At 47.8% G+C, this 19,617-nt stretch carries 18 protein-coding genes; 9 read left to right on the forward strand and 9 right to left on the reverse strand.

Annotation, left to right across the window (positions count from 1 at the left end; translation table 11 throughout):
* Position 1: 1 nt before the first annotated feature.
* The 8 genes from AOC32_RS02760 to AOC32_RS02795 are packed head-to-tail and all read right to left on the reverse strand — an operon-like array spanning position 2 to position 7,651.
* Positions 2 to 469, reverse strand: a complete 468-nt coding sequence (locus AOC32_RS02760) for a peroxiredoxin (protein ID WP_108508023.1) — start codon at positions 467 to 469, stop codon at positions 2 to 4.
* 21 nt (positions 470 to 490) lie between these two features.
* Positions 491 to 1,426, reverse strand: coding sequence for a polysaccharide deacetylase family protein (locus AOC32_RS02765; protein WP_108508024.1), 936 nt, complete (start codon positions 1,424 to 1,426; stop codon positions 491 to 493).
* 11 nt (positions 1,427 to 1,437) lie between these two features.
* The gene (locus AOC32_RS02770) at positions 1,438 to 2,478 is read right to left on the reverse strand and encodes a bifunctional UDP-4-keto-pentose/UDP-xylose synthase (protein WP_108508025.1); all 1,041 of its coding nucleotides are present in this window, start codon (positions 2,476 to 2,478) and stop codon (positions 1,438 to 1,440) included.
* Between the two features lie 40 nt (positions 2,479 to 2,518).
* Positions 2,519 to 3,418, reverse strand: coding sequence for a formyltransferase (locus tag AOC32_RS02775; protein ID WP_234409788.1), 900 nt, complete (start codon positions 3,416 to 3,418; stop codon positions 2,519 to 2,521).
* Positions 3,419 to 3,421: 3 nt separating this feature from the next.
* The gene (locus AOC32_RS02780; protein WP_108508027.1) at positions 3,422 to 4,384 is read right to left on the reverse strand and encodes a glycosyltransferase; all 963 of its coding nucleotides are present in this window, start codon (positions 4,382 to 4,384) and stop codon (positions 3,422 to 3,424) included.
* 28 nt (positions 4,385 to 4,412) lie between these two features.
* Positions 4,413 to 5,570 carry a DegT/DnrJ/EryC1/StrS family aminotransferase gene (locus AOC32_RS02785; RefSeq protein ID WP_108508028.1) on the reverse strand — a complete coding sequence of 386 codons (1,158 nt, stop codon included), beginning with the start codon at positions 5,568 to 5,570 and terminating at the stop codon, positions 4,413 to 4,415.
* Between the two features lie 4 nt (positions 5,571 to 5,574).
* Positions 5,575 to 7,269, reverse strand: coding sequence for a glycosyltransferase family 39 protein (locus AOC32_RS02790; protein ID WP_108508029.1), 1,695 nt, complete (start codon positions 7,267 to 7,269; stop codon positions 5,575 to 5,577).
* Positions 7,270 to 7,273: 4 nt separating this feature from the next.
* Positions 7,274 to 7,651: an Mth938-like domain-containing protein gene (locus AOC32_RS02795; RefSeq protein ID WP_108508030.1), complete on the reverse strand. Its 378-nt coding sequence runs from the start codon at positions 7,649 to 7,651 to the stop codon at positions 7,274 to 7,276.
* Positions 7,652 to 7,735: 84 nt separating this feature from the next.
* On the opposite strand from AOC32_RS02795, the gene AOC32_RS02800 reads away from it, so the two are divergent.
* From AOC32_RS02800 to moaE, 6 genes are read left to right on the forward strand one after another with little or no spacing between them, the layout of a single operon-like run.
* Complete coding sequence (locus AOC32_RS02800) at positions 7,736 to 8,992, forward strand: pyridoxal phosphate-dependent aminotransferase (protein WP_108508031.1); 1,257 nt, start codon at positions 7,736 to 7,738, stop codon at positions 8,990 to 8,992.
* Positions 8,992 to 10,302, forward strand: coding sequence for a homoserine dehydrogenase (locus AOC32_RS02805; protein ID WP_108508032.1), 1,311 nt, complete (start codon positions 8,992 to 8,994; stop codon positions 10,300 to 10,302). Before AOC32_RS02800 ends, AOC32_RS02805 begins: the two co-directional genes overlap by 1 nt.
* 15 nt (positions 10,303 to 10,317) lie before the next feature.
* Complete coding sequence (gene thrC, locus AOC32_RS02810; protein ID WP_108508033.1) at positions 10,318 to 11,760, forward strand: threonine synthase; 1,443 nt, start codon at positions 10,318 to 10,320, stop codon at positions 11,758 to 11,760.
* A gap of 2 nt (positions 11,761 to 11,762) precedes the next feature.
* Complete coding sequence (locus AOC32_RS02815) at positions 11,763 to 13,019, forward strand: molybdopterin molybdotransferase MoeA (RefSeq protein WP_108508034.1); 1,257 nt, start codon at positions 11,763 to 11,765, stop codon at positions 13,017 to 13,019.
* 9 nt (positions 13,020 to 13,028) lie between these two features.
* Positions 13,029 to 13,286, forward strand: coding sequence for a molybdopterin converting factor subunit 1 (gene moaD, locus AOC32_RS02820; RefSeq protein ID WP_108509311.1), 258 nt, complete (start codon positions 13,029 to 13,031; stop codon positions 13,284 to 13,286).
* A 1-nt stretch (position 13,287) separates the two neighbouring features.
* Positions 13,288 to 13,743: a molybdopterin synthase catalytic subunit MoaE gene (gene moaE, locus AOC32_RS02825; protein ID WP_108508035.1), complete on the forward strand. Its 456-nt coding sequence runs from the start codon at positions 13,288 to 13,290 to the stop codon at positions 13,741 to 13,743.
* Here moaE and AOC32_RS02830 read toward each other — a convergent pair.
* Positions 13,740 to 13,988, reverse strand: a complete 249-nt coding sequence (locus AOC32_RS02830) for a GIY-YIG nuclease family protein (RefSeq protein ID WP_199908520.1) — start codon at positions 13,986 to 13,988, stop codon at positions 13,740 to 13,742. The genes moaE and AOC32_RS02830 overlap by 4 nt on opposite strands.
* Positions 13,989 to 14,082: 94 nt before the next feature.
* Here AOC32_RS02830 and clpB point away from each other — a divergent pair, with 94 nt between their 5' ends.
* The 3 genes from clpB (at position 14,083) to aceA (ending at position 19,546) form a co-directional block, all read left to right on the forward strand.
* Positions 14,083 to 16,686: an ATP-dependent chaperone ClpB gene (gene clpB / locus AOC32_RS02835; RefSeq protein WP_108508037.1), complete on the forward strand. Its 2,604-nt coding sequence runs from the start codon at positions 14,083 to 14,085 to the stop codon at positions 16,684 to 16,686.
* 40 nt (positions 16,687 to 16,726) lie between these two features.
* Positions 16,727 to 17,974: an MFS transporter gene (locus AOC32_RS02840; protein WP_108508038.1), complete on the forward strand. Its 1,248-nt coding sequence runs from the start codon at positions 16,727 to 16,729 to the stop codon at positions 17,972 to 17,974.
* Between the two features lie 273 nt (positions 17,975 to 18,247).
* Positions 18,248 to 19,546: an isocitrate lyase gene (gene aceA, locus AOC32_RS02845; RefSeq protein WP_108508039.1), complete on the forward strand. Its 1,299-nt coding sequence runs from the start codon at positions 18,248 to 18,250 to the stop codon at positions 19,544 to 19,546.
* Positions 19,547 to 19,617 lie beyond the last annotated feature (71 nt).

Below are 19,617 nucleotides of genomic sequence, written 5' to 3' on the forward strand. Positions count from 1 at the left end.
CCTAGGACATTGCCTTGGCGGCAGCGAGTACCTCGGCCACATGGCCTGCAACCTTAATACCACGCCACTCCTTTTGGAGAACGCCTTTGCTGTCAAATAAGAAGGTGCTGCGGTCAACGCCACGAACTTGTTTGCCATACATATTCTTCATTTTGATGACATTAAAGATCGTGCATAGTTTTTCTTCGGTATCGGCAACCAATTCAAAGGGTAAACCTAATTTTTGGCGAAAGTTCTCGTGCGAGCGCAAATTATCCCGTGATACCCCAACCACTAAAGCATTGGCTTGATTAAATGCATCAATATGATCTCGAAACTCTCCTGCCTCCACCGTGCATCCCGGTGTTGAATCTTTAGGATAAAAATAGAGCACCAGTTTTTTGCCTTGGTATGCTTTTGGCGAGAAGGTGAGGTTTGATGTTGCCGGAATCTCACACATTGGCATGGTCTGCCCAATCTTAATCGTCATCGTAATTCCCCTCGTCAATGGTTATGTGAAATTAGTTGCATGGCGCATTTGGATCATCAGTTCACCGCTGCGATTGGCAATACTGCCATACTGAAATGGCTCAGTGGCTATTTTATCGAGTTGCCCAGTCGCCAGCCAAGATTTGTGCAATTGGCCCATCGTAACCAGTTCGTGACCTTGCGCCATCCACCCTTGGAGTAATGCCTTGAAGGCAGGCAACAACTTTTGTCCTTCTAGCTCGGCATGCAGGGTAAAGACTTGATCATTCGGATTGCTTTGAGTGAGATCAAGAATTGCCTGAGCCGCCCCAAAAGCATCTCTTCCATCCACTCCAATAAGCTCATCAAAGGTTGGAAGTGTGGTGGGGTATTGAATATGCTTGCTTCGCTGATGATTAAATTGAATGCGGTAAGGCGCGAGATTTGGGGCAGAGCGCCCATCAGAGGCATATTGCATCCCCCAATCGTCCAGTTGCATTAGGGCTGCTTCATTCATTTGCCAGCCTGCAGCACCATGGGTTAGCGGTGGGTGTTTAAATATCTCGCAAAAACGATCATAGGCTTTTTGCATTTGGATTCGAGTCCATGCTACATCGCGTTGATAGACATGATCTTGCCAATAGACGTGATCCCAGGTATGGATCCCCGTTTCATGACCGGCCTCATCAACAGCGCGCATTTCATGTGCAGCAGTTTTGCCAATGTCAGGTGCCGGGAGAAGAACTCCGTATAAAAGGGTTTTGATGCCGTAGTGTTCTACCACCGAAGTTCGGGATACTTTTTTCAGAAAACCTGGCCGAAAAACTCGTTTTAATGCCCAACCCGTATGGTCGGGCCCAAGACTAAATAAAAAAGTCGCTTGAATACCGAGCTCTGCAAAAAGCTTGGCTAGATTTGGAGTTCCAACTTGGGTTCCAAGTAAGGTATCAATATCAACTTTCAGTGCAATTTTTGCCATGGGACTCAGTGCTATTCAACCAGATGCCGCGCTTTATCGACATCGTGGCGATAGGCTTCAAATATCTTGCTTAATGCATCGTTCATCGCAATAGTAGGTTTCCAGCCTAGCTCTGTCATCGTATTTTCGATGGCTGGAACTCGATTTTGAACATCTTGATATCCAGCACCATAGTAGTTTTTTGAGGTTGTTTCTACCAATTGGACTCGATCAGCTGTGACCGCATACTCCGGGATTTGCTTGGCAATCGTAAGCATCATGGTAGCCAACTCTTTGACTGAGTAATTATTTTTAGGGTTACCTACGTTATAGATCTTGCCATTGGCAATATCACCCTCATTGGTGATGATACGCATCAGAGCATCAATGCCATCGTCAATGTATGTAAAGGCACGTTTTTGCGAGCCCCCATCGACCAAATTAATCGGCTCGCCACGCACAATATGCCCCAGGAACTGGGTGACCACTCGTGAAGAACCCTCTTTAGGGGTGTAAATACTATCCAGGCCAGGGCCAATCCAGTTAAATGGTCTAAATAAAGTAAAGCGTAAGCCCTCCATGCCATAGCCCCAGATGACTCGATCCATTAATTGCTTAGCGCAAGCATAAATCCAGCGCGGTTTATTGATGGGACCATAAACCAAATTGGATGAGGCTGGATCAAATTCAGCATCTGTGCACATGCCGTAGACCTCGGAGGTTGAGGGGAAGACGAGGTGCTTGCCATACTTCACAGCCGAGCGCACGATGGGAAGATTGGCCTCAAAGTCGAGTTCAAAGACGCGCAGTGGTTGTTGAACGTAGGTTGCTGGTGTGGCGATTGCAACGAGCGGTAGGATCACATCGCATTTGCGAACGTGATATTCCACCCACTCGCGATTAATGGTGATATCGCCCTCAAAGAAATGCATGCGTGGGTGGTTGAGAAGATCACCAATCCGGTCGTTTTGCATATCCATGCCGTAGACCTCCCACGATGTGGTCTCCAATATGCGCTTTGAGAGGTGATGGCCAATAAATCCATTCACACCCAATATCAAAATCTTTTTCATAAAACCATTCCTTTGATGAACTTCAGAGGCCAGCGACCGACTACTCTTGCATTGAAAATAGCTCAAGAGCCTTGCCATCGCCGCACAGGCCAAAGTAACGATTATCGACGAGATGCATCCCCAACCCGGATTTTGTGAGGAATGCTGCGATTGAGGGGGGTAGGTCTACGCTAGGCTCGAGTGGTAGGGAGCTTTTGGTCAGAATCACCTTTTGCCCACTTAATTCGGTAAAGGCACCAGGGTAGGGCGGCGCCACCGCCCGAATTAGGTTGTAAATGGCCATTGCAGAGTTTGTCCAATCGATGCGACCATCCTCGGGTTTGCGACCCCCAAAATAAGAACCTTCTGTTAATCGATTGGCGTGCCGAGGAACCTTTCCTTGCATGAGCTGGGGTAAAACCCTATCCATTACCTGTTTTGCGGCTTGACTGACCTTATCAAACACTTCTTTGCCTGTCTCATGAATTTCAATGGGAACAGCCACTTGCCCCACAATATCCCCGGCATCAGGTTTTGCTTCCATGACATGTAGGGTTGCCCCCGTTTCGGTCTCGCCATGCAATACGGCCCAGTTCACAGGCGCGCGGCCACGGTACTTGGGTAATAGAGAGCCATGCATATTGAGAGCCGCAATGCTTGCAGTCTCAAGTAACTCGCTAGGCAGCATGAAGCGGTAATAAAAGGAAAAGAGATAGTCGGGAGCAATCGCCTTAATCTCGGGCAGCAACGTTAACAACTCACTTTGTTGCACGATTCGGCATGGTAGGCCCTGTTGATCACAGAGTTTTTGAACACTGCCAAACCAAATCGTTTCGTTAGGGTCATCGGCATGGGTGATCACTAAATCAATTTGCATACCTGCATCAATTAAGGCTTGCAAACAAGCAACACCGACATCGTGGTAGGCAAAAATAACCGCGTGCTTAGGTGTTTGATTCAAGATCTACGATTTAGATTGCTCTAAGACGGCACTAACCATATAGCGAGGCCGTTGACGAACCTGTTGGTAAATTCGGCCAATGTATTCCCCGAGGAGCCCAAGGCCAAATAGCATGACGCCAATTAAAAAGAAGGTGAGCGCAAAGAGTGTGAACACACCCTCGACTTCAGCGCCTAATACAAAGCGACGAATTAAAAGGAGAAGGAATAGTGAGCCTGCTGCTCCGGCCAATAACATGCCGAGGATCGAAAAGAGTTGCAGCGGCATTACTGAGAAGCCAGTGACCAAATCAAAATTAAGACGAATCAATTGATATAAGCTGTATTTCGATTCTCCAGCAAACCGTTCTTCGTGTTTGACAGTAATTTCAATCGGATTGTTAGCAAAGGTGTATGCCAAGGCTGGAATGAAGGTATTCGCTTCCTCACACTGCCGCACTAAATCAATGATGCGACGATGGTAGCCGCGCATCATGCAGCCTTGGTCAGTCATGGTGATGCGAGTGAGCTTATCGCGTAATCGATTCATGGCGCGCGAGGCCGTCTTTCGGAACCAGGAGTCTTGGCGGTTTTCTCGAATCGTACCGACATAGTCATGACCTTCCTCGAGCTGGCGCACAATTTTCCCAATCTCTTCGGGAGGATTTTGTAGATCGGCATCCAAAGTTATGACGTACTCGCCACGCGCATATTCAAAACCAGCCATGATCGCCATGTGTTGGCCAAAGTTATTTGCAAATAAAACCACGCGCGTTACATCAGGCCGCTTTTCATATTGCATAGCGAGCATGGCAGCGGAGCGATCTTTACTGCCATCGTTGATAAACACGAGTTCATAGCTCAGCGCATACTGACTGGCCACATGATCAAGCGCAGGGTAGAGGCGATCAAATAGGGCCTGTAAGCCCTCTTCTTCGTTGTAAACCGGGATCACGACACTTAGGCGTGGATGAGTAAAGCTGTTCATGACCCCATTTTGCCTGATCTAGAGGCGGTTACGCTAAAACCCCTTCTAGTGCCTTGACCACACGATCGACGTCGGCATTGGTCATGGTGGGGAAAAGCGGCAGAGTCAAGATGGATTGACCAATCGTATTGGCAACTGGAGTTGCCTGTGCAGAGTACCCATGCTGACGATACAGTGCAAAGCCGGTAATGATTGGGTAATGCACCCCAGTACCAATGCCACGTTCTTTTAAGGCAAGCATGATTTGGCTACGTGATTGACCTAAGCGCTCTAAGGGCAATACCACTTGGAACATATGCCAATTACTATTTGCAAAATCGGCGACCGGTAGGCCCAAGCCTATTTTGCTCAAACCCGATTGTTCGAAGCGATCAAAATAATGACGTGCGAGAGCGATACGTTGGGCTTGAAAACGATCCAATTGCTTTAATTGATGAAGACCAATAACGGCGTTGACATCCGTTAAGTTGTCCTTGCCGCCCAGAACATCCACTTCCATGCCATCGGGACCATGGCGTACTAATCCTTGCAGGCGTAGTTTCTCGGCCAGACTCACTTGATGTTCACCAAAGCGCTCGGTGTTAAAAACTAAGCAACCACCTTCGATGGTGGTTAGATTTTTATTCGCCTGAAAACTAAAACTGACTAAATCGTGCCGACCTTTTGTGCCAATGCGCAATCCCTTCCATGAGGATCCGAGTGCTTGAGCGGCATCTTCAATCACGCGCAATCGATGATTCTCTGCTATCGCATACAAGGCATCAATATCGAGAGGTAATCCAGCCAAATATACCGGCATGATGGCCTTGGTCTTGGCGTTAATGGCAGAGCGAACTTGATCAAGATCTAAATTACGGGTTTTTGGATCAATATCAACAAAAATAGGCTTTGCGCCCACAGCTAGGATCACATTGGAGGTTGCTACCCACGAAATTGGAGTCGTGATCACCTCATCGCCTGGGCCAATCCCAGCAACTTGAAGAGCAATTTTCATGGTGGCTGTACCGTTCGCAAAGCAACGAACAGTCGCGCCTCCTAAATACTGACTCAAGGCAGCTTCAAACTCTAAAACCTTTGGGCCGGACGTAATCCAGCCGGAGCGTAATACATCAGCCACTGCTGCAATGGTGGCCTCATCTATCGTCGGCTTCGTAAAGGGGATGAATGGCTGACTCATTTGCTCCATCCGCCTATTGTCGCAAAGGCTCTTGTGGATGTCGAACTACAACGCGTCGACTATCCCGACCCAATTCTTCCATAGGAAGCCCCAGGGATTTGAGTTCGTCGTACTTTACCGGACTCATGATTGCGACGGCATTGGGATCTTGGTTCCAGACGATAACAAACTCATTGAGCGTCGGAATCCATTTTTGAGGTTCTTGTTTGGCGCCAAAGGTCAGCTCATCGGTAAACTCGACCATGATGGTATTGCGTTCAAGGTAAAAGGGAACAGTGTGATCGAGTAAACGAACCGAATAAATTTTGGCATCGCTTGGGATTTGTGATTTAATCTTTTGCACTAGGTCATACCCAGAAACAGCGCGACCAAGAGTCTCATGCCCCGTTCCAGCGATGGTAGCGGTTAAGAAAAAACCAAAAGCAAATAGGGCAATACTGAGTAGCGCGTTGCGCTTAGCAAGGAGACTTGCTACCAAACTAAATGCCAATAAGCAGGACAGAGCGATGACAATCCAGAGGGTGTAAGCCTGGTATGCGTCCACTTCATCCGGTTGACCGTTGCGCCCAATTTCAGATAGGAAGAAAAATCCCGTGATGGCAAGTAAGGTAAAAAATAAGGTTTGTAATCGCCACCCAATGGAATGATGCGCATGCGATTCCAAATAATCAGCGATCGATTTGGCTGCCAAAATAGCCAAGGCTGGAAATACCGGCATGATGTAGCCCGGTAATTTTGAGCGGGAGATACTAAAAAAAATTAGGATGACTGCGAACCATGCCCAGAGCATCCATGGTGCCGAGAATGATCCGATTCGGTATTGTCTGAGCGTTTGCCATGCAGACCGAAAGAACTGGGGCATCCACGGTAAGAAACCAATTGCTACTAATGGCAAAAAAAAGTAAACCGGTGCTGTGCGGCGATGCGCTGTTGCCGTAAAGCGCTCAAAATGTTCATGAATAAAAAAGAAATGGGCAAATTCTGGATTCTGGATTGATACAGCAATAAACCAGGGAGCAGTGACGATTAAAAAAATTACGAGTCCACTAACAATATGCAAGCGAGCCAGAATTTTCCAGTCAAAGCGCGTCACGATATATGCAAATAGCACCATTCCCGGAATCACAATGCCAATTAGGCCTTTTGATAGGGTCGCCAGACCCATTGCCAGCCAGCAGACCCACATCCAATAGCGACCCGATTGTGGGCGATGGTGTTCGTAGGCATGTTGAGCCAGTAAGAGTGAGCACAAAGCCAAATTTAGAAAGGCTGATAAGCCCATATCGAGCGCATTGAAATGCCCGCCTACGACCCACATGGGACTCGATAACAAAATGAGTGCTGCTAAATATCCGGTCACCCGCCCAAACAATTTAGCCGCAGTAAATCCAACCAATAAAATGGTGAGATAACCAGTCAGTCCGCTCCAAAAGCGCGCTTGCCATTCCCCCAGCCCAAAGAGCTGAAACGTAATCGCTGAGGCCCAAATATGCAGTGGCGGCTTTTCAAAATATTTGTAGTCGTTATAGCGAGGCGTGATGTAATCGCCGCTCACCATCATCTCGCGGGCCATTTGTGCGTAGCGACCTTCGTCCGTCGGAATTAGATGCCGATAGTCCAGGGTGGCAAACCATAATATGCTCGCAAGGACGAAGACAATCAACAATGCAACTGCATTTAGTGGCGTGAGTTGGCGCTCAGCAAGCATCTGATTAATTTTTCTCTAAGATGATGGCGGCAAGCACTTTACGTCCCTCACCCATCAAGATGTTATAGGTGCGGCATGCTGCTTGGGAATCCATCATTTCAAAACCAATTTTGGCTTTAATGAGTGGTTGCAGAATCTTAGGGTTTAGAAATATCTGCTTCTTGCCGGTGCCTATGATCACCAACTCAGGTTGCAAACCACTAATCATCGAGAAATGATCTTCTGTGAGCTCGGGTCCTTCTTCAACCGGCCACGCCATCACTGCGCGATCAGGCTGAACGATCAGGGCGTGCGAATATGGGGTTTTGTTGACCTCAATAAAGCCAATTCCGTAGCCGGTAATCGTATTTTGGCTAGATTGTGGGTCAGAATGTAACTTCACGCTGAGGCTCTGTCATAATTAGGGGATTATAGCTAGCAAATTATCCCTAAATTTCAATGGCTTAACCCTGTAGAAGATCCGATTGTGAAACCCATACAAAAGTCCGACAAATTAAACAACGTCTGCTACGACATTCGTGGCCCTGTCCTTGAACTTGCACAACGCATGGAGGAGGAAGGGCACAAAATTATCAAGCTCAATATTGGTAATGTCGGGGTGTTCGGCTTTGATCCCCCAGAGGAAATCCAGCTCGATATGATTCGTAATCTGGGAAACGCGTCCGCTTATTCGGATTCCAAAGGGATTTTTGCGGCCCGTAAAGCCATCATGCAGTACTGCCAAGAAAAAGGGATTCAGGGCGTTACCTTAGATGATATTTACACCGGCAATGGGGCTTCTGAGCTAATTGTTCTGGCGATGAATGCACTCTTAAACAATGGCGATGAGGTGTTGGTACCAGCACCCGATTACCCGCTATGGACTGCGGCTGTTTCTTTATCAGGCGGGACCCCGCATCACTATTTGTGCGATGAGTCGAAGGATTGGCAGCCCGACTTGAGTGATATTCGCTCCAAGATTACGCCGCGCACCAAGGCCATCGTAGTGATTAATCCCAATAATCCAACGGGTGCTTTGTATTCCAAAGAGGTATTGCTGGAAATTATTGCGGTTGCACGACAGCATAATTTGATCCTATTCGTCGATGAAATCTATGACAAGATGCTCTTTGATGGTGAGAAGCACATTTCGCTAGCATCGTTATCGACCGACGTGGTCACCATTACCTTCAATGGTTTGTCAAAGAACTACCGCTCCTGTGGTTATCGCTCTGGTTGGATGGTTGTTTCTGGTGATAAGGCGATGGTTACCGATTACATCGAGGGTTTAAATATGCTGTCCTCGATGCGGCTTTGCGCCAATGTTCCCGGGCAATATGCGATTCAAACGGCATTAGGCGGCTACCAGAGTATTAATGATCTGGTAGCCAAGGATGGTCGCTTAACTCGTCAACGTGACTTGGCCTATAAGCTCATGAGTGAGATTCCTGGGGTTAGTGTCGCTAAACCAAAAGCAGCTTTATATTTATTTCCAAAGCTCGATCCACAGATGTATCCGATTAAAGATGATCAACAATTCATTGCCGATCTTCTCAAAGAGGAGAAAGTTCTTTTGGTGCAGGGTACTGGTTTTAATTGGCCCAAACCGGATCATTTCCGGATTACCTTCTTACCTCATGAAGACACCTTGCGTGAGGCTATCAAACGGATTTCACACTTTCTTGAACGCTATCGCACGAAACACGCAACTAATTCGGTCGCGGCAACCACAGTAAAAGCATGATGAAACCCATTCAAGTTGGACTTCTTGGTATTGGTACCGTTGGCAGCGGAGTCTTTACCGTTCTCGCTCGCAATCAAGAGGAGATTCAGCGGCGCGCAGGTCGCGGCATCCGGATTCATACGGTGGCCGATTTGAATACCCAGCGCGCTCAAGAGCTTGTACAAGGCCATGCCGAGGTGGTTAATGACGCACGAAAGGTGATTCAGAACCCCGAGATTGATATTGTGGTCGAGCTAATTGGCGGCTATGGTATCGCCAAGGACTTGGTTCTTGAGGCAATTGCCCACGGAAAACATGTGGTGACTGCTAACAAAGCATTAATTGCTGTGCATGGCAATGAAATCTTTAAAGCAGCGCATGCTAAAGGAGTGATGGTGGCATTTGAGGCTGCTGTCGCAGGTGGGATCCCCATCATTAAGGCATTGCGTGAGGGCTTGAGCGCTAATCGGATCGAATGGATTGCTGGAATTATTAATGGCACCACTAACTTCATCTTGTCAGAAATGCGCGACAAGGGTTTGGACTTTAATACGGTATTAAAAGAGGCGCAACGCTTGGGCTATGCCGAAGCAGATCCAACCTTTGATATTGAAGGAATTGATGCGGCCCATAAAGCAACCATCATGAGTGCTATCGCCTTTGGGGTGCCGATGCAATTTGCACAAGCACATGTTGAAGGAATTACCAAGCTATCCGCTATCGACATTCGGTATGCTGAGCAATTGGGCTATCGCATCAAGCTTCTAGGGATTACCAAGAAAACCCCGAGTGGTATCGAGTTACGCGTCCACCCAACCCTGGTCCCTGCGAAGCGTTTGTTGGCTAATGTTGAAGGCGCGATGAATGCAGTACAAGTTTTTGGTGATGCCGTAGGCACCACTCTCTATTACGGCAAAGGCGCTGGTTCGGAGCCAACTGCTTCAGCCGTGATTGCCGATTTGGTTGATGTTACGCGTTTACAAACTGCAGATTCTGAAAATCGGGTACCCCATTTGGCGTTTCAGCCTGATGCTCTGCAAAATACCCCGATCCTACCGATCGCAGAGGTAACGACGAGTTATTACTTACGCTTAGCAGTTGCTGATCAGGCTGGCGTTTTAGCCGATATCACACGAATTTTGGCTGCGCATGGCGTATCGATCGATGCACTGTTACAAAAAGAAGCTGCTGAAGGGGAAAGTCAGACGGATCTTGTAATCTTGACCCATGAGACCAAAGAAAAGAATATGAGCGCTGCTTTGCTGGAGATGCAAGATCTAAAAACAGTAATCGGCGAGATTGTGAAGATTCGTCTTGAAAATCTTTCCTAGACCAAGTCTCTACATATGCGTTATCAATCAACTCGAGGCGCAAGCCCAGAACAAACTTTTCAGGGAATCTTATTAGGTGGCTTAGCACCTGATGGGGGTTTGTATTTGCCAACTCACTATCCTCAGGTAACGAAGGCGCAGTTGGATTCTTGGAGGGGTCTCTCTTACCCCGACTTAGCATTTGAAATTATTCGGCTGTATTGCGACGATATTACCGCTGATGATTTAAAAGCCTTGCTTCAAAAGACCTATACCCCGCAGGTCTATTGCAATGGCCGTTCCAGTGACGCGGCAAGTGACATTACCCCGGTGCATTGGTTGGGTCAGGAGCAGGGCGCACAGTTAGGGCTCTTGAGTTTATCGAATGGCCCAACCCTTGCCTTTAAAGACATGGCCATGCAGTTATTAGGCAATCTCTTTGAGTACGCATTAAAGCGTGCTAAGCATGATCTCAATATCTTAGGAGCCACTTCTGGCGATACTGGAAGTGCGGCTGAATATGCCATGCGAGGCAAAGAGGGTATTAAAGTATTTATGCTGTCGCCGCGTGGCAAGATGAGCCCCTTCCAGTCAGCACAAATGTACTCCCTGCAAGACCCCAATATTTTTAATCTGGCCGTCGACGGGGTGTTTGATGATTGCCAGGACATCGTTAAAGCGGTTAGTAATGATTTGGAGTTCAAAGCCAAGTATCGGATTGGGACGGTGAACTCCATTAATTGGGGACGTGTTCTAGCGCAGGTGGTGTATTACTTTCAGGGCTACTTATTAGCAACTACGTCGAGTGAGGAAAAAATCTCCTATGCGGTGCCATCTGGTAATTTCGGAAACGTTTGCGCAGGACATATTGCCCGGATGATGGGTTTACCGATTGCGCAATTAGTAGTTGCAACCAATGAAAACGATGTGCTCGATGAGTTCTTCAAAACCGGTATTTACCGGGCACGCAAATCGGCGGAGACTTTGCATACCTCTAGCCCGTCGATGGATATTTCGAAGGCAAGTAATTTTGAGCGTTTTATTTTTGATCTACTTGGTCGAGACGGCAAGCGCACTGCCCAATTATTTAAACAAGTAGAAACGGATGGCGGATTTGATTTATCGAATGATCCGGCATTTAAAACCATCTCTACATTTGGCTTTGTTTCTGGTCGAAGTACCCATCAAAATCGTTTAGAGACGATTCGGGATATGGATGAGCGCTACGGTGTCATGATTGATACCCATACTGCTGATGGGATTAAAGTGGCGCGCGAGCATTTGCAAGAAGGGATTCCGATGTTAGTGCTTGAGACCGCCTTACCAATTAAGTTTGAAGAAACGATTCAAGAGGCATTGGGTCGTCCTGCAGATTGCCCAGCCGCATTTCGGGACATCAAAAATAAGCCACAACGTGTGACGAATGTACCGGCTAGCACTTTGACGGTGAAGGCCTTTATCCAAGATCACGTCAATTGATCATGGCCATTAGCGCATCCTCGAGTAACAAACCACCACTGCTAACTGCGGCCGACGCTTTATCGCATTTACTGAAAAATCCTGTACCTGTTGAGGCCCAAGAGTTAGTGCCAACCCAAGATGCGCTAGGGCGTGTGCTTGCTGAAGACATTGTTAGTATGGTTGATGTGCCGCCGCTCGATAACACATCAATGGATGGTTATGCGCTAGCCACTCAGGATATTTCGGAGCCAGGCGTGATCTTAAAAGTGGATCAGCGCATTCCTGCGGGATCAGTCGGCGAGCCGCTCAAGCCCAAGACCATTGCCAGGATCTTTACGGGTGCACCGATACCCCCAGGGGCCGATGCGGTTGTGATGCAAGAGGATTGCGTAACTCAGACTCAATCGGATTTGGTGCAAATTAACACTATTCCTGGTGTGGGGCAGTGGATTCGTCGACGTGGCGAGGATTTAAGTGTCGGAAAGGTCGCTTTATCGGCCGGCACTGTTTTAAGACCCCAGCACCTGGGCGTTGCTGCGTCTGCTGGTTATGCTCAGCTACCCGTCAAGCGGAGGGTGAGGGTGGCAGCCTTTTTTACGGGCGATGAACTTTCCTTGCCCGGCGAACCTTTAAAGCCAGGCGGTATTTATAACTCCAATCGGGACACCTTATTGGGACTGATTCGGAGTATGGGATGTGTTGGGACGGATTATGGGATTGTTCCCGATCGATTGGAGTCAACTCGCCAAGCCTTGCGAACTGCTAGCGAGGATCATGATCTGATCATTACTTCGGGCGGAGTCTCGGTGGGCGAAGAGGATCACATTAAGCCAGCCGTTCTTGCGGAAGGTCGACTGGATTTATGGCAGATTGGTATCAAGCCAGGTAAACCGCTGGCATTTGGAGCGGTTCGTAAACAAAACCAGGTAAATCACGAAGCATGGTTTATCGGTCTTCCTGGCAATCCAGTATCAAGCTTTGTGACCTTCATTCTATTTGTGCGTCCGTTTATCTTAAAACTTCAAGGGCGATCCGATTTAACGCCACCATCTTTTCATGTGAGAGCCGATTTTGATTGGCTAAAGCCAGATCGTCGCAATGAGTTTTTGCGAGTCAAAATGAATGCAGAAGGCGGCCTTGATCTGTTTCCTAATCAGAGCTCGGGTGTTTTAACAAGCGCAGCCTGGGGGGATGGCTTGATTGATTGCCCTGCCGGACAGGGATTTAAAAAGGGTGATATGGTTCGATATATCCCCTTTAGCGGACTACTTTACTAACCCATGACCATGAAACTGCATCTGCGTTTTTTTGCTTCGATTCGGGAGGGCTTAGGTGTGGCGCAAGAAGAGATTGTGATTCCCGACTCGGTCAAAACCATTGCGGATCTTCGCGCTTTCTTAACAATGCGAGGTGCGCCATGGTCCGATGTATTGTCTAAGGATCGCGTCTTGCGCTGTGCCCTCAATCAGCAAATGGTTAGTGCGGACACCACTCTATTGGAGGGTGCCGAGATCGCTTTCTTCCCTCCAGTAACCGGGGGCTAAGATGCCAGTTCGTATTCAAGAGCAGGATTTTGATCTAAGCACTGAAATCGCCAATTTGCGCAGTGGTAACGGTTCAGTTGGTGCAGTCGCTATTTTTATTGGCACGGTTCGTGATTTGAATGACGGTACCGCTGTACGGCAAATGACTTTGGAGCATTATCCGGGAATGACTGAAGCAGCCTTACAGTCAATTATTGACCATGCCAAGGGTCGCTGGGATCTTCATCAAGCGCTGATTGTTCATCGGGTCGGCCCCTTGCAACCGCTCGATCAGATTGTGCTGGTGGCCGTCACCAGCGCTCATCGCGGAGAAGCCTTTGCTGCATGCGAGTTCATCATGGACTACCTAAAGACACAGGCACCGTTTTGGAAAAAAGAGGATACTCCAAACGGCGCGCGCTGGGTCGATGCTCGCGTTTCAGACGATGAGGCTTTGGCCCGCTGGACTAAAACCTAGGACTGACTACCAAAGAATGCTCTTTTTTGTGAGCGCGGCAGACGCTTAACAGCACTTTCTGCTTTAGATGCGCCTGAGCGGTCAGGATAGGACCTTACTTCCAGCAACTTCACTGGCCCTCGTCCGCGCGTATAACGCGCACCAAGCCCTCCGTTATGCGCGTTGATCCGCTCCTCAAGCCTATTGGTAATGCCAGTGTAATAGCTACCATCGGCGCATTCGAGTAAGTAGAGGTACCAAGCCATCGCACGTTGCATTGAAATAAAAAACTTGAATAATGGGGTTTTACCCCCATATTCTAAGTAGACTTATTAATTAGTAAATAAATTCATTTAAATCATGCGGATCGATAAATTAACCACTAAATTCCAGGAAGCGTTAGGGGATGCACAAAGCCTTGCCCTAAGTAACGATAACCAGTTCATTGAACCCGAACACTTGCTCCTTGCCATGCTACGCCAGCAAGATGGAGGGGCGCGAAGCTTATTAACTCGGGCCGGTACCAATGTTGCTGGCCTTGAAAAAGCGGCTGAGGCGATGATCGCCAAATTGCCTCAGGTGCAGGGCGCCGGGGGCGATGTTCAGGTCGGTCGAACTTTATTAAGTTGGCTCAATCAAACCGAAAAAGAGGCAAGTAAACGCGGCGATCAATTTATTGCTGGCGAGCTATTTCTATTGGTTTTGGCAGACGATAAAGGTGAGCTTGGCAAAGCTGCCCGTGAGAATGGTTTAAGCCGCAAGGCCTTAGAGGCGGCGATTGATCTCGTTCGTGGTGGGGAATCGGTGAACTCAGCCGATGCCGAAGGGCAGCGCGAGGCTCTAAAGAAATACACCCTTGATCTGACCGAGCGTGCTCGACTTGGAAAGCTCGATCCAGTGATCGGGCGGGATGACGAGATCCGTCGTGCGATTCAGATTCTTCAGCGGCGTAGCAAAAACAACCCAGTCTTAATTGGTGAGCCAGGGGTCGGTAAAACCGCCATCGTTGAAGGCCTTGCGCAACGCATTGTGAACGGTGAAGTACCTGAAACCTTAAAAGACAAGCGCGTCTTGGTGCTGGATATGGCTCTTTTGCTAGCGGGCGCCAAGTATCGCGGCGAGTTTGAAGAACGCTTAAAAGCCGTTCTTAATGATGTTGCAAAAGACGAAGGCCGCACCATTATGTTTATTGATGAAATTCATACGATGGTTGGAGCCGGCAAGGCCGATGGAGCGATGGATGCTGGCAACATGTTAAAGCCCGCACTGGCGAGGGGTGAGCTCCACTGTATTGGTGCCACCACGCTGGATGAATATCGTAAATACATTGAAAAAGATGCTGCTCTAGAGCGCCGCTTCCAAAAAGTGATGGTTGACGAGCCCAGTGTTGAGGCGACGATTGCGATCTTGCGTGGCTTACAAGAGAAATATGAACTTCATCATGGAATTGAGATTACCGATCCTGCGATTGTGGCCGCAGCCGAGCTCTCCCACCGCTACATCACTGATCGTTTTTTGCCGGACAAAGCAATTGATCTCATCGATGAGGCTGGCTCTCGCATTAAGATGGAAATTGATTCAAAGCCCGAGGTGATGGATAAATTGGATCGCCGCCTGATCCAATTAAAGATCGAGCGTGAAGCGGTCAAGAAAGAGAAGGACGACGCCTCCAAAAAACGCCTAGATCTTATTGAAGAGGAAATCACCCGTTTGGGTGCCGAGTACGCCGACCTTGAAGAAATTTGGAAGGCAGAAAAGGGTGCAGCCTTGGGTGCTGCTTCCGTGAAGGAAGAGATTGAACGCGTCAAAGCAGAAATCGCCAAGCTGCAGCGTGAGGGTAAGCTCGAGAAAGTAGCTGAACTTCAATACGGTAAATTGCCTGAGCTCGAGCAAAAGCTAAAGTCAGCGGCTGCTGCTGAAGCAAAAGCAGAGCAAAACGACACAAGCCGGCCAAAATTGCTTCGCACCCAAGTTGGTGCCGAAGAGATTGCGGAGGTGGTCTCGCGTGCTACCGGTATTCCTGTTTCCAAAATGATGCAAGGTGAGCGCGACAAGCTCTTAAAAATGGAGGAGCATTTACATGAACGCGTGGTGGGGCAAGATGAAGCTATCCGGGCGGTATCGGATGCGATTCGTCGCTCGCGCGCTGGCCTCTCTGAAGAAAATAAACCCTATGGCTCATTTATGTTCTTAGGACCTACTGGCGTCGGCAAAACAGAGCTCTGCAAAGCGTTGGCTGAGTTTTTGTTTGATAGCGATGACCGACTCATCCGCATTGACATGAGTGAGTTCATGGAAAAGCACAGTGTCGCTCGCTTAATTGGCGCACCTCCTGGATATGTCGGCTATGAAGAGGGCGGTTATCTTACCGAGCAGGTTCGTCGCAAACCTTATAGTGTGATTTTGTTTGATGAGATCGAAAAAGCGCATCCTGATGTGTTTAATGTTTTGCTGCAGGTATTGGATGATGGGCGCTTAACCGATGGTCAGGGTCGCACGGTTGATTTTAAAAACACCGTGATTGTGATGACCAGTAACATCGGTTCTCATTTGATCCAGTCCATGACAGGTAAAAACCAAGCTGAGGTGAAAGAAGCAGTTTTTGGAGAGCTTAAGAATCATTTCCGACCTGAGTTCCTAAATCGAGTCGATGAGATCGTGGTCTTCCATGGACTTGATCAAAAGAATATTGCCTCGATCGCAAAAATCCTCTTGCAAAACCTATCCGAGCGCTTAGCTCGTCTTGATATGCAGTTGGATATTAGCGATGCAGCGTTGAATAAGTTAGCCGAGGTTGGCTTTGACCCCGTTTTTGGAGCCAGACCACTCAAGCGAGCGATTCAGCAACACATTGAAAATCCAGTATCGAAGATGATCTTGGAGGGTAAATTTGGCCCACAGGATGTAATTCCGGTGGATGTGGATAAAAAGGGCGATTTCAGCTTTTCACGTCTTGTGCATTAAGTATTTTGGAGGATTGGGCGACTGGCGCTAAACTAGTGCCATGTCGCTTGCCCAAGGCAGTTTTTACTCTAGTGATAACCGTACGATTGGCTTGATTAGCCTTGCGCACGGTACCTCGCATTTTTACCATTTAGTTCTTCCCCCGCTATTTCCCTGGCTCAAGATTGAATTCGGCCTGTCGTATGCCGAACTCGGTTTATTGATGACCGTGTTCTTTGTGGTCTCCTGCATCGTGCAAGCATCTTCTGGCTTTTTGGTGGATCATAAAGGCGCTCGTCCAGTCTTATTCGCTGGAATTGGATTGTTGGCCTTATCAGCAGTGACCTATGCTGTGAGTTCAAGCTATTTAGGATTAATGATTGGTGCGATTTTGATGGGGTGTGGTAACGGTGTTTTTCATCCAGTTGATTACACACTCATTAACCATAAGATTTCACCAAAACGATTGCCCTATGCGTATTCCTTCCATGGCGTTACTGGGTATCTAGGCTGGGCTTTGGCACCAGTCTTTATGGTGGCCATTGCCGAACTGGCAAACTGGCGAACGGCGATGATGGCGGCAGCTATCTTGGCACTCTCAGTTCTGGTATTACTGTGGTTTAACCGCGATTTGTTAACGGATGATGCAAAAGAACGTCAAGCTAGTAATTTGGCGAATGCCCGTAAGGAAGACCCAAACCATAGCCCCCTGGGAACTTTTGATTTCTTAAAGTTGCCTGCCGTTTGGCTATGCTGGCTGTTTTTCTTCTTTAGCATGGTGGCCATGTCAGGTATTCAATCATTTGCCCCAAGTGCCTTGTTTAAGACTTATGAAATCTCGGTTGCCTCCGGGAACTTTTTCCTGACGCTGCTTGCGCTTGGAACTGCTGGGGGTATGTTGCTTGGGGGTTATCTGGCAAGTCGTTTTGCTGCACCAGAACGTACAGTCGTGATCTGCTTATTTGTTAGTGCACTTATGTCCCTCATCATTGGTGCAGAGTTGGTGTCGGCTACCGTGATTCCAACTCTGTTTGTTGTGATTGGAATTGGCTTAGGTATCGCCGCACCCTCACGCGATTTAATGATTCGGTCAGCAACGCCACAAGGCGCCTCAGGTCGAGTCTATGGCATTGTCTACTCAGGCATCGACCTTGGCGCCTCAGTCGGCCCTCTTGCCTTTGGCATTTTGCTCGATGCCGGCAGACCCAATTGGCTCTTCTTAGGGGTTGCATTTATTCAATGTTTGATTATCTTTACGGCATTCAGAGTTGCAGGTAGCATCCCCAATCGACAAGCTAAAGCAGGTTAAATCTAATTCCCATCTGATGAAATCGAAATTTCATTAGATGGAATCATGGAAAAATGAAAATTGTTAGTACATTTCATTTTCTAAATCAATATTTCATATCATAAAATTATATTAATAAGTAACTGAATCTATTGATTTAATTTATTTATTGAACCAAAGCCATTTTTGGCATTATTTACAAGCAGCTCTCTAAACTCTTATATAAGACATAAGAGTTTGGGTTTCTCAAGCCCTCGTCGATATCCATTTTTATCGTGAATGAAGGAGAGCAATATGGTGACTCGTAAAGCAGAAGCAGCAATTATTCAGAAGGATTGGGATACCAATCCACGTTGGCAAGGGGTAAAGCGTGGCTATACCGCAGAAGACGTCGTTCGTCTTCGTGGTTCTGTTCGCCCGGAGTACACCTTAGCGAAGCAGGGTGCTGAGAAATTATGGAATTTAGTGAACAACGAAGCCTATGTAAATTGCTTGGGCGCATTGACCGGTGGTCAAGCCATGCAGCAAGTGAAGGCAGGCGTTAAAGCAATCTATTTGTCAGGCTGGCAAGTAGCTGCTGATAACAATACCTACGCAGCAATGTATCCTGATCAATCCCTCTATCCAGTGGATTCAGTACCTAAGGTGGTTGAGCGGATTAACAATACCTTTGAGCGCGCAGATCAGATTCAGTGGTCTAAAGGAATCAATCCAGGCGATCCTGGCTATATCGATTACTTTGCACCAATCGTTGCCGATGCTGAAGCGGGCTTTGGTGGTGTTCTGAATGCCTACGAATTAAGTAAGGCGCTAATTAAAAATGGCGCAGCCGGCGTGCACTTTGAAGATCAATTGTCATCCGTTAAAAAATGCGGACATTTAGGCGGTAAGGTGCTGTTACCCACTCAAGAGTCTGTACAGAAATTAATTGCCGCTCGATTAGCTGCCGATGTCATGGGTGTGCCAACCATTATTTTGGCAAGAACCGATGCTGAGGCTGCTGACTTATTAACCTCGGATTACGATGAAAACGATAAACCGTTCTTGACTGGCGAGAGAACCCCTGAAGGTTTCTATAAAACTCGCAAAGGTCTAGGACAGGCGATTTCTCGTGGTTTGGCGTATGCAGAATATGCCGATATGGTCTGGTGTGAGACAGGTACTCCGGATTTGGATTTTGCGAAGAAGTTTGCTGAAGCCATTCGTGAGAAGTTCCCCGGAAAAATGTTGGCCTACAACTGCTCACCGTCGTTTAACTGGAAGAAGAACTTAGACGATGCAACGATTGCTAAGTTCCAGCGCGAGTTAGGTGCGATGGGTTATAAGTACCAGTTCATTACCTTGGCCGGTATCCATTCGATGTGGTACAACATGTATGACCTTTCACAGGACTACGTCAAGCGCGGTATGACAGCCTATGTTGAGAAGGTTCAAGAGCCAGAGTTTGCAGCGCGGGATCGGGGCTATACCTTTGTTTCGCACCAGCAAGAAGTTGGCACCGGCTACTTCGATGATGTTACGACCGTGATTCAAGGTGGTAAATCATCGGTAACTGCCTTGACTGGATCGACCGAAGAAGAGCAATTTCATTAATCATTCATTCGCCTAATCGGCGGCTAATGCAGTTATGGCAGGCGCCTTAAGCATCTCAAAAGGGTGACTTA

The organism is Polynucleobacter acidiphobus (genome assembly GCF_003065385.1).
Lineage (GTDB): Bacteria > Pseudomonadota > Gammaproteobacteria > Burkholderiales > Burkholderiaceae > Polynucleobacter > Polynucleobacter acidiphobus.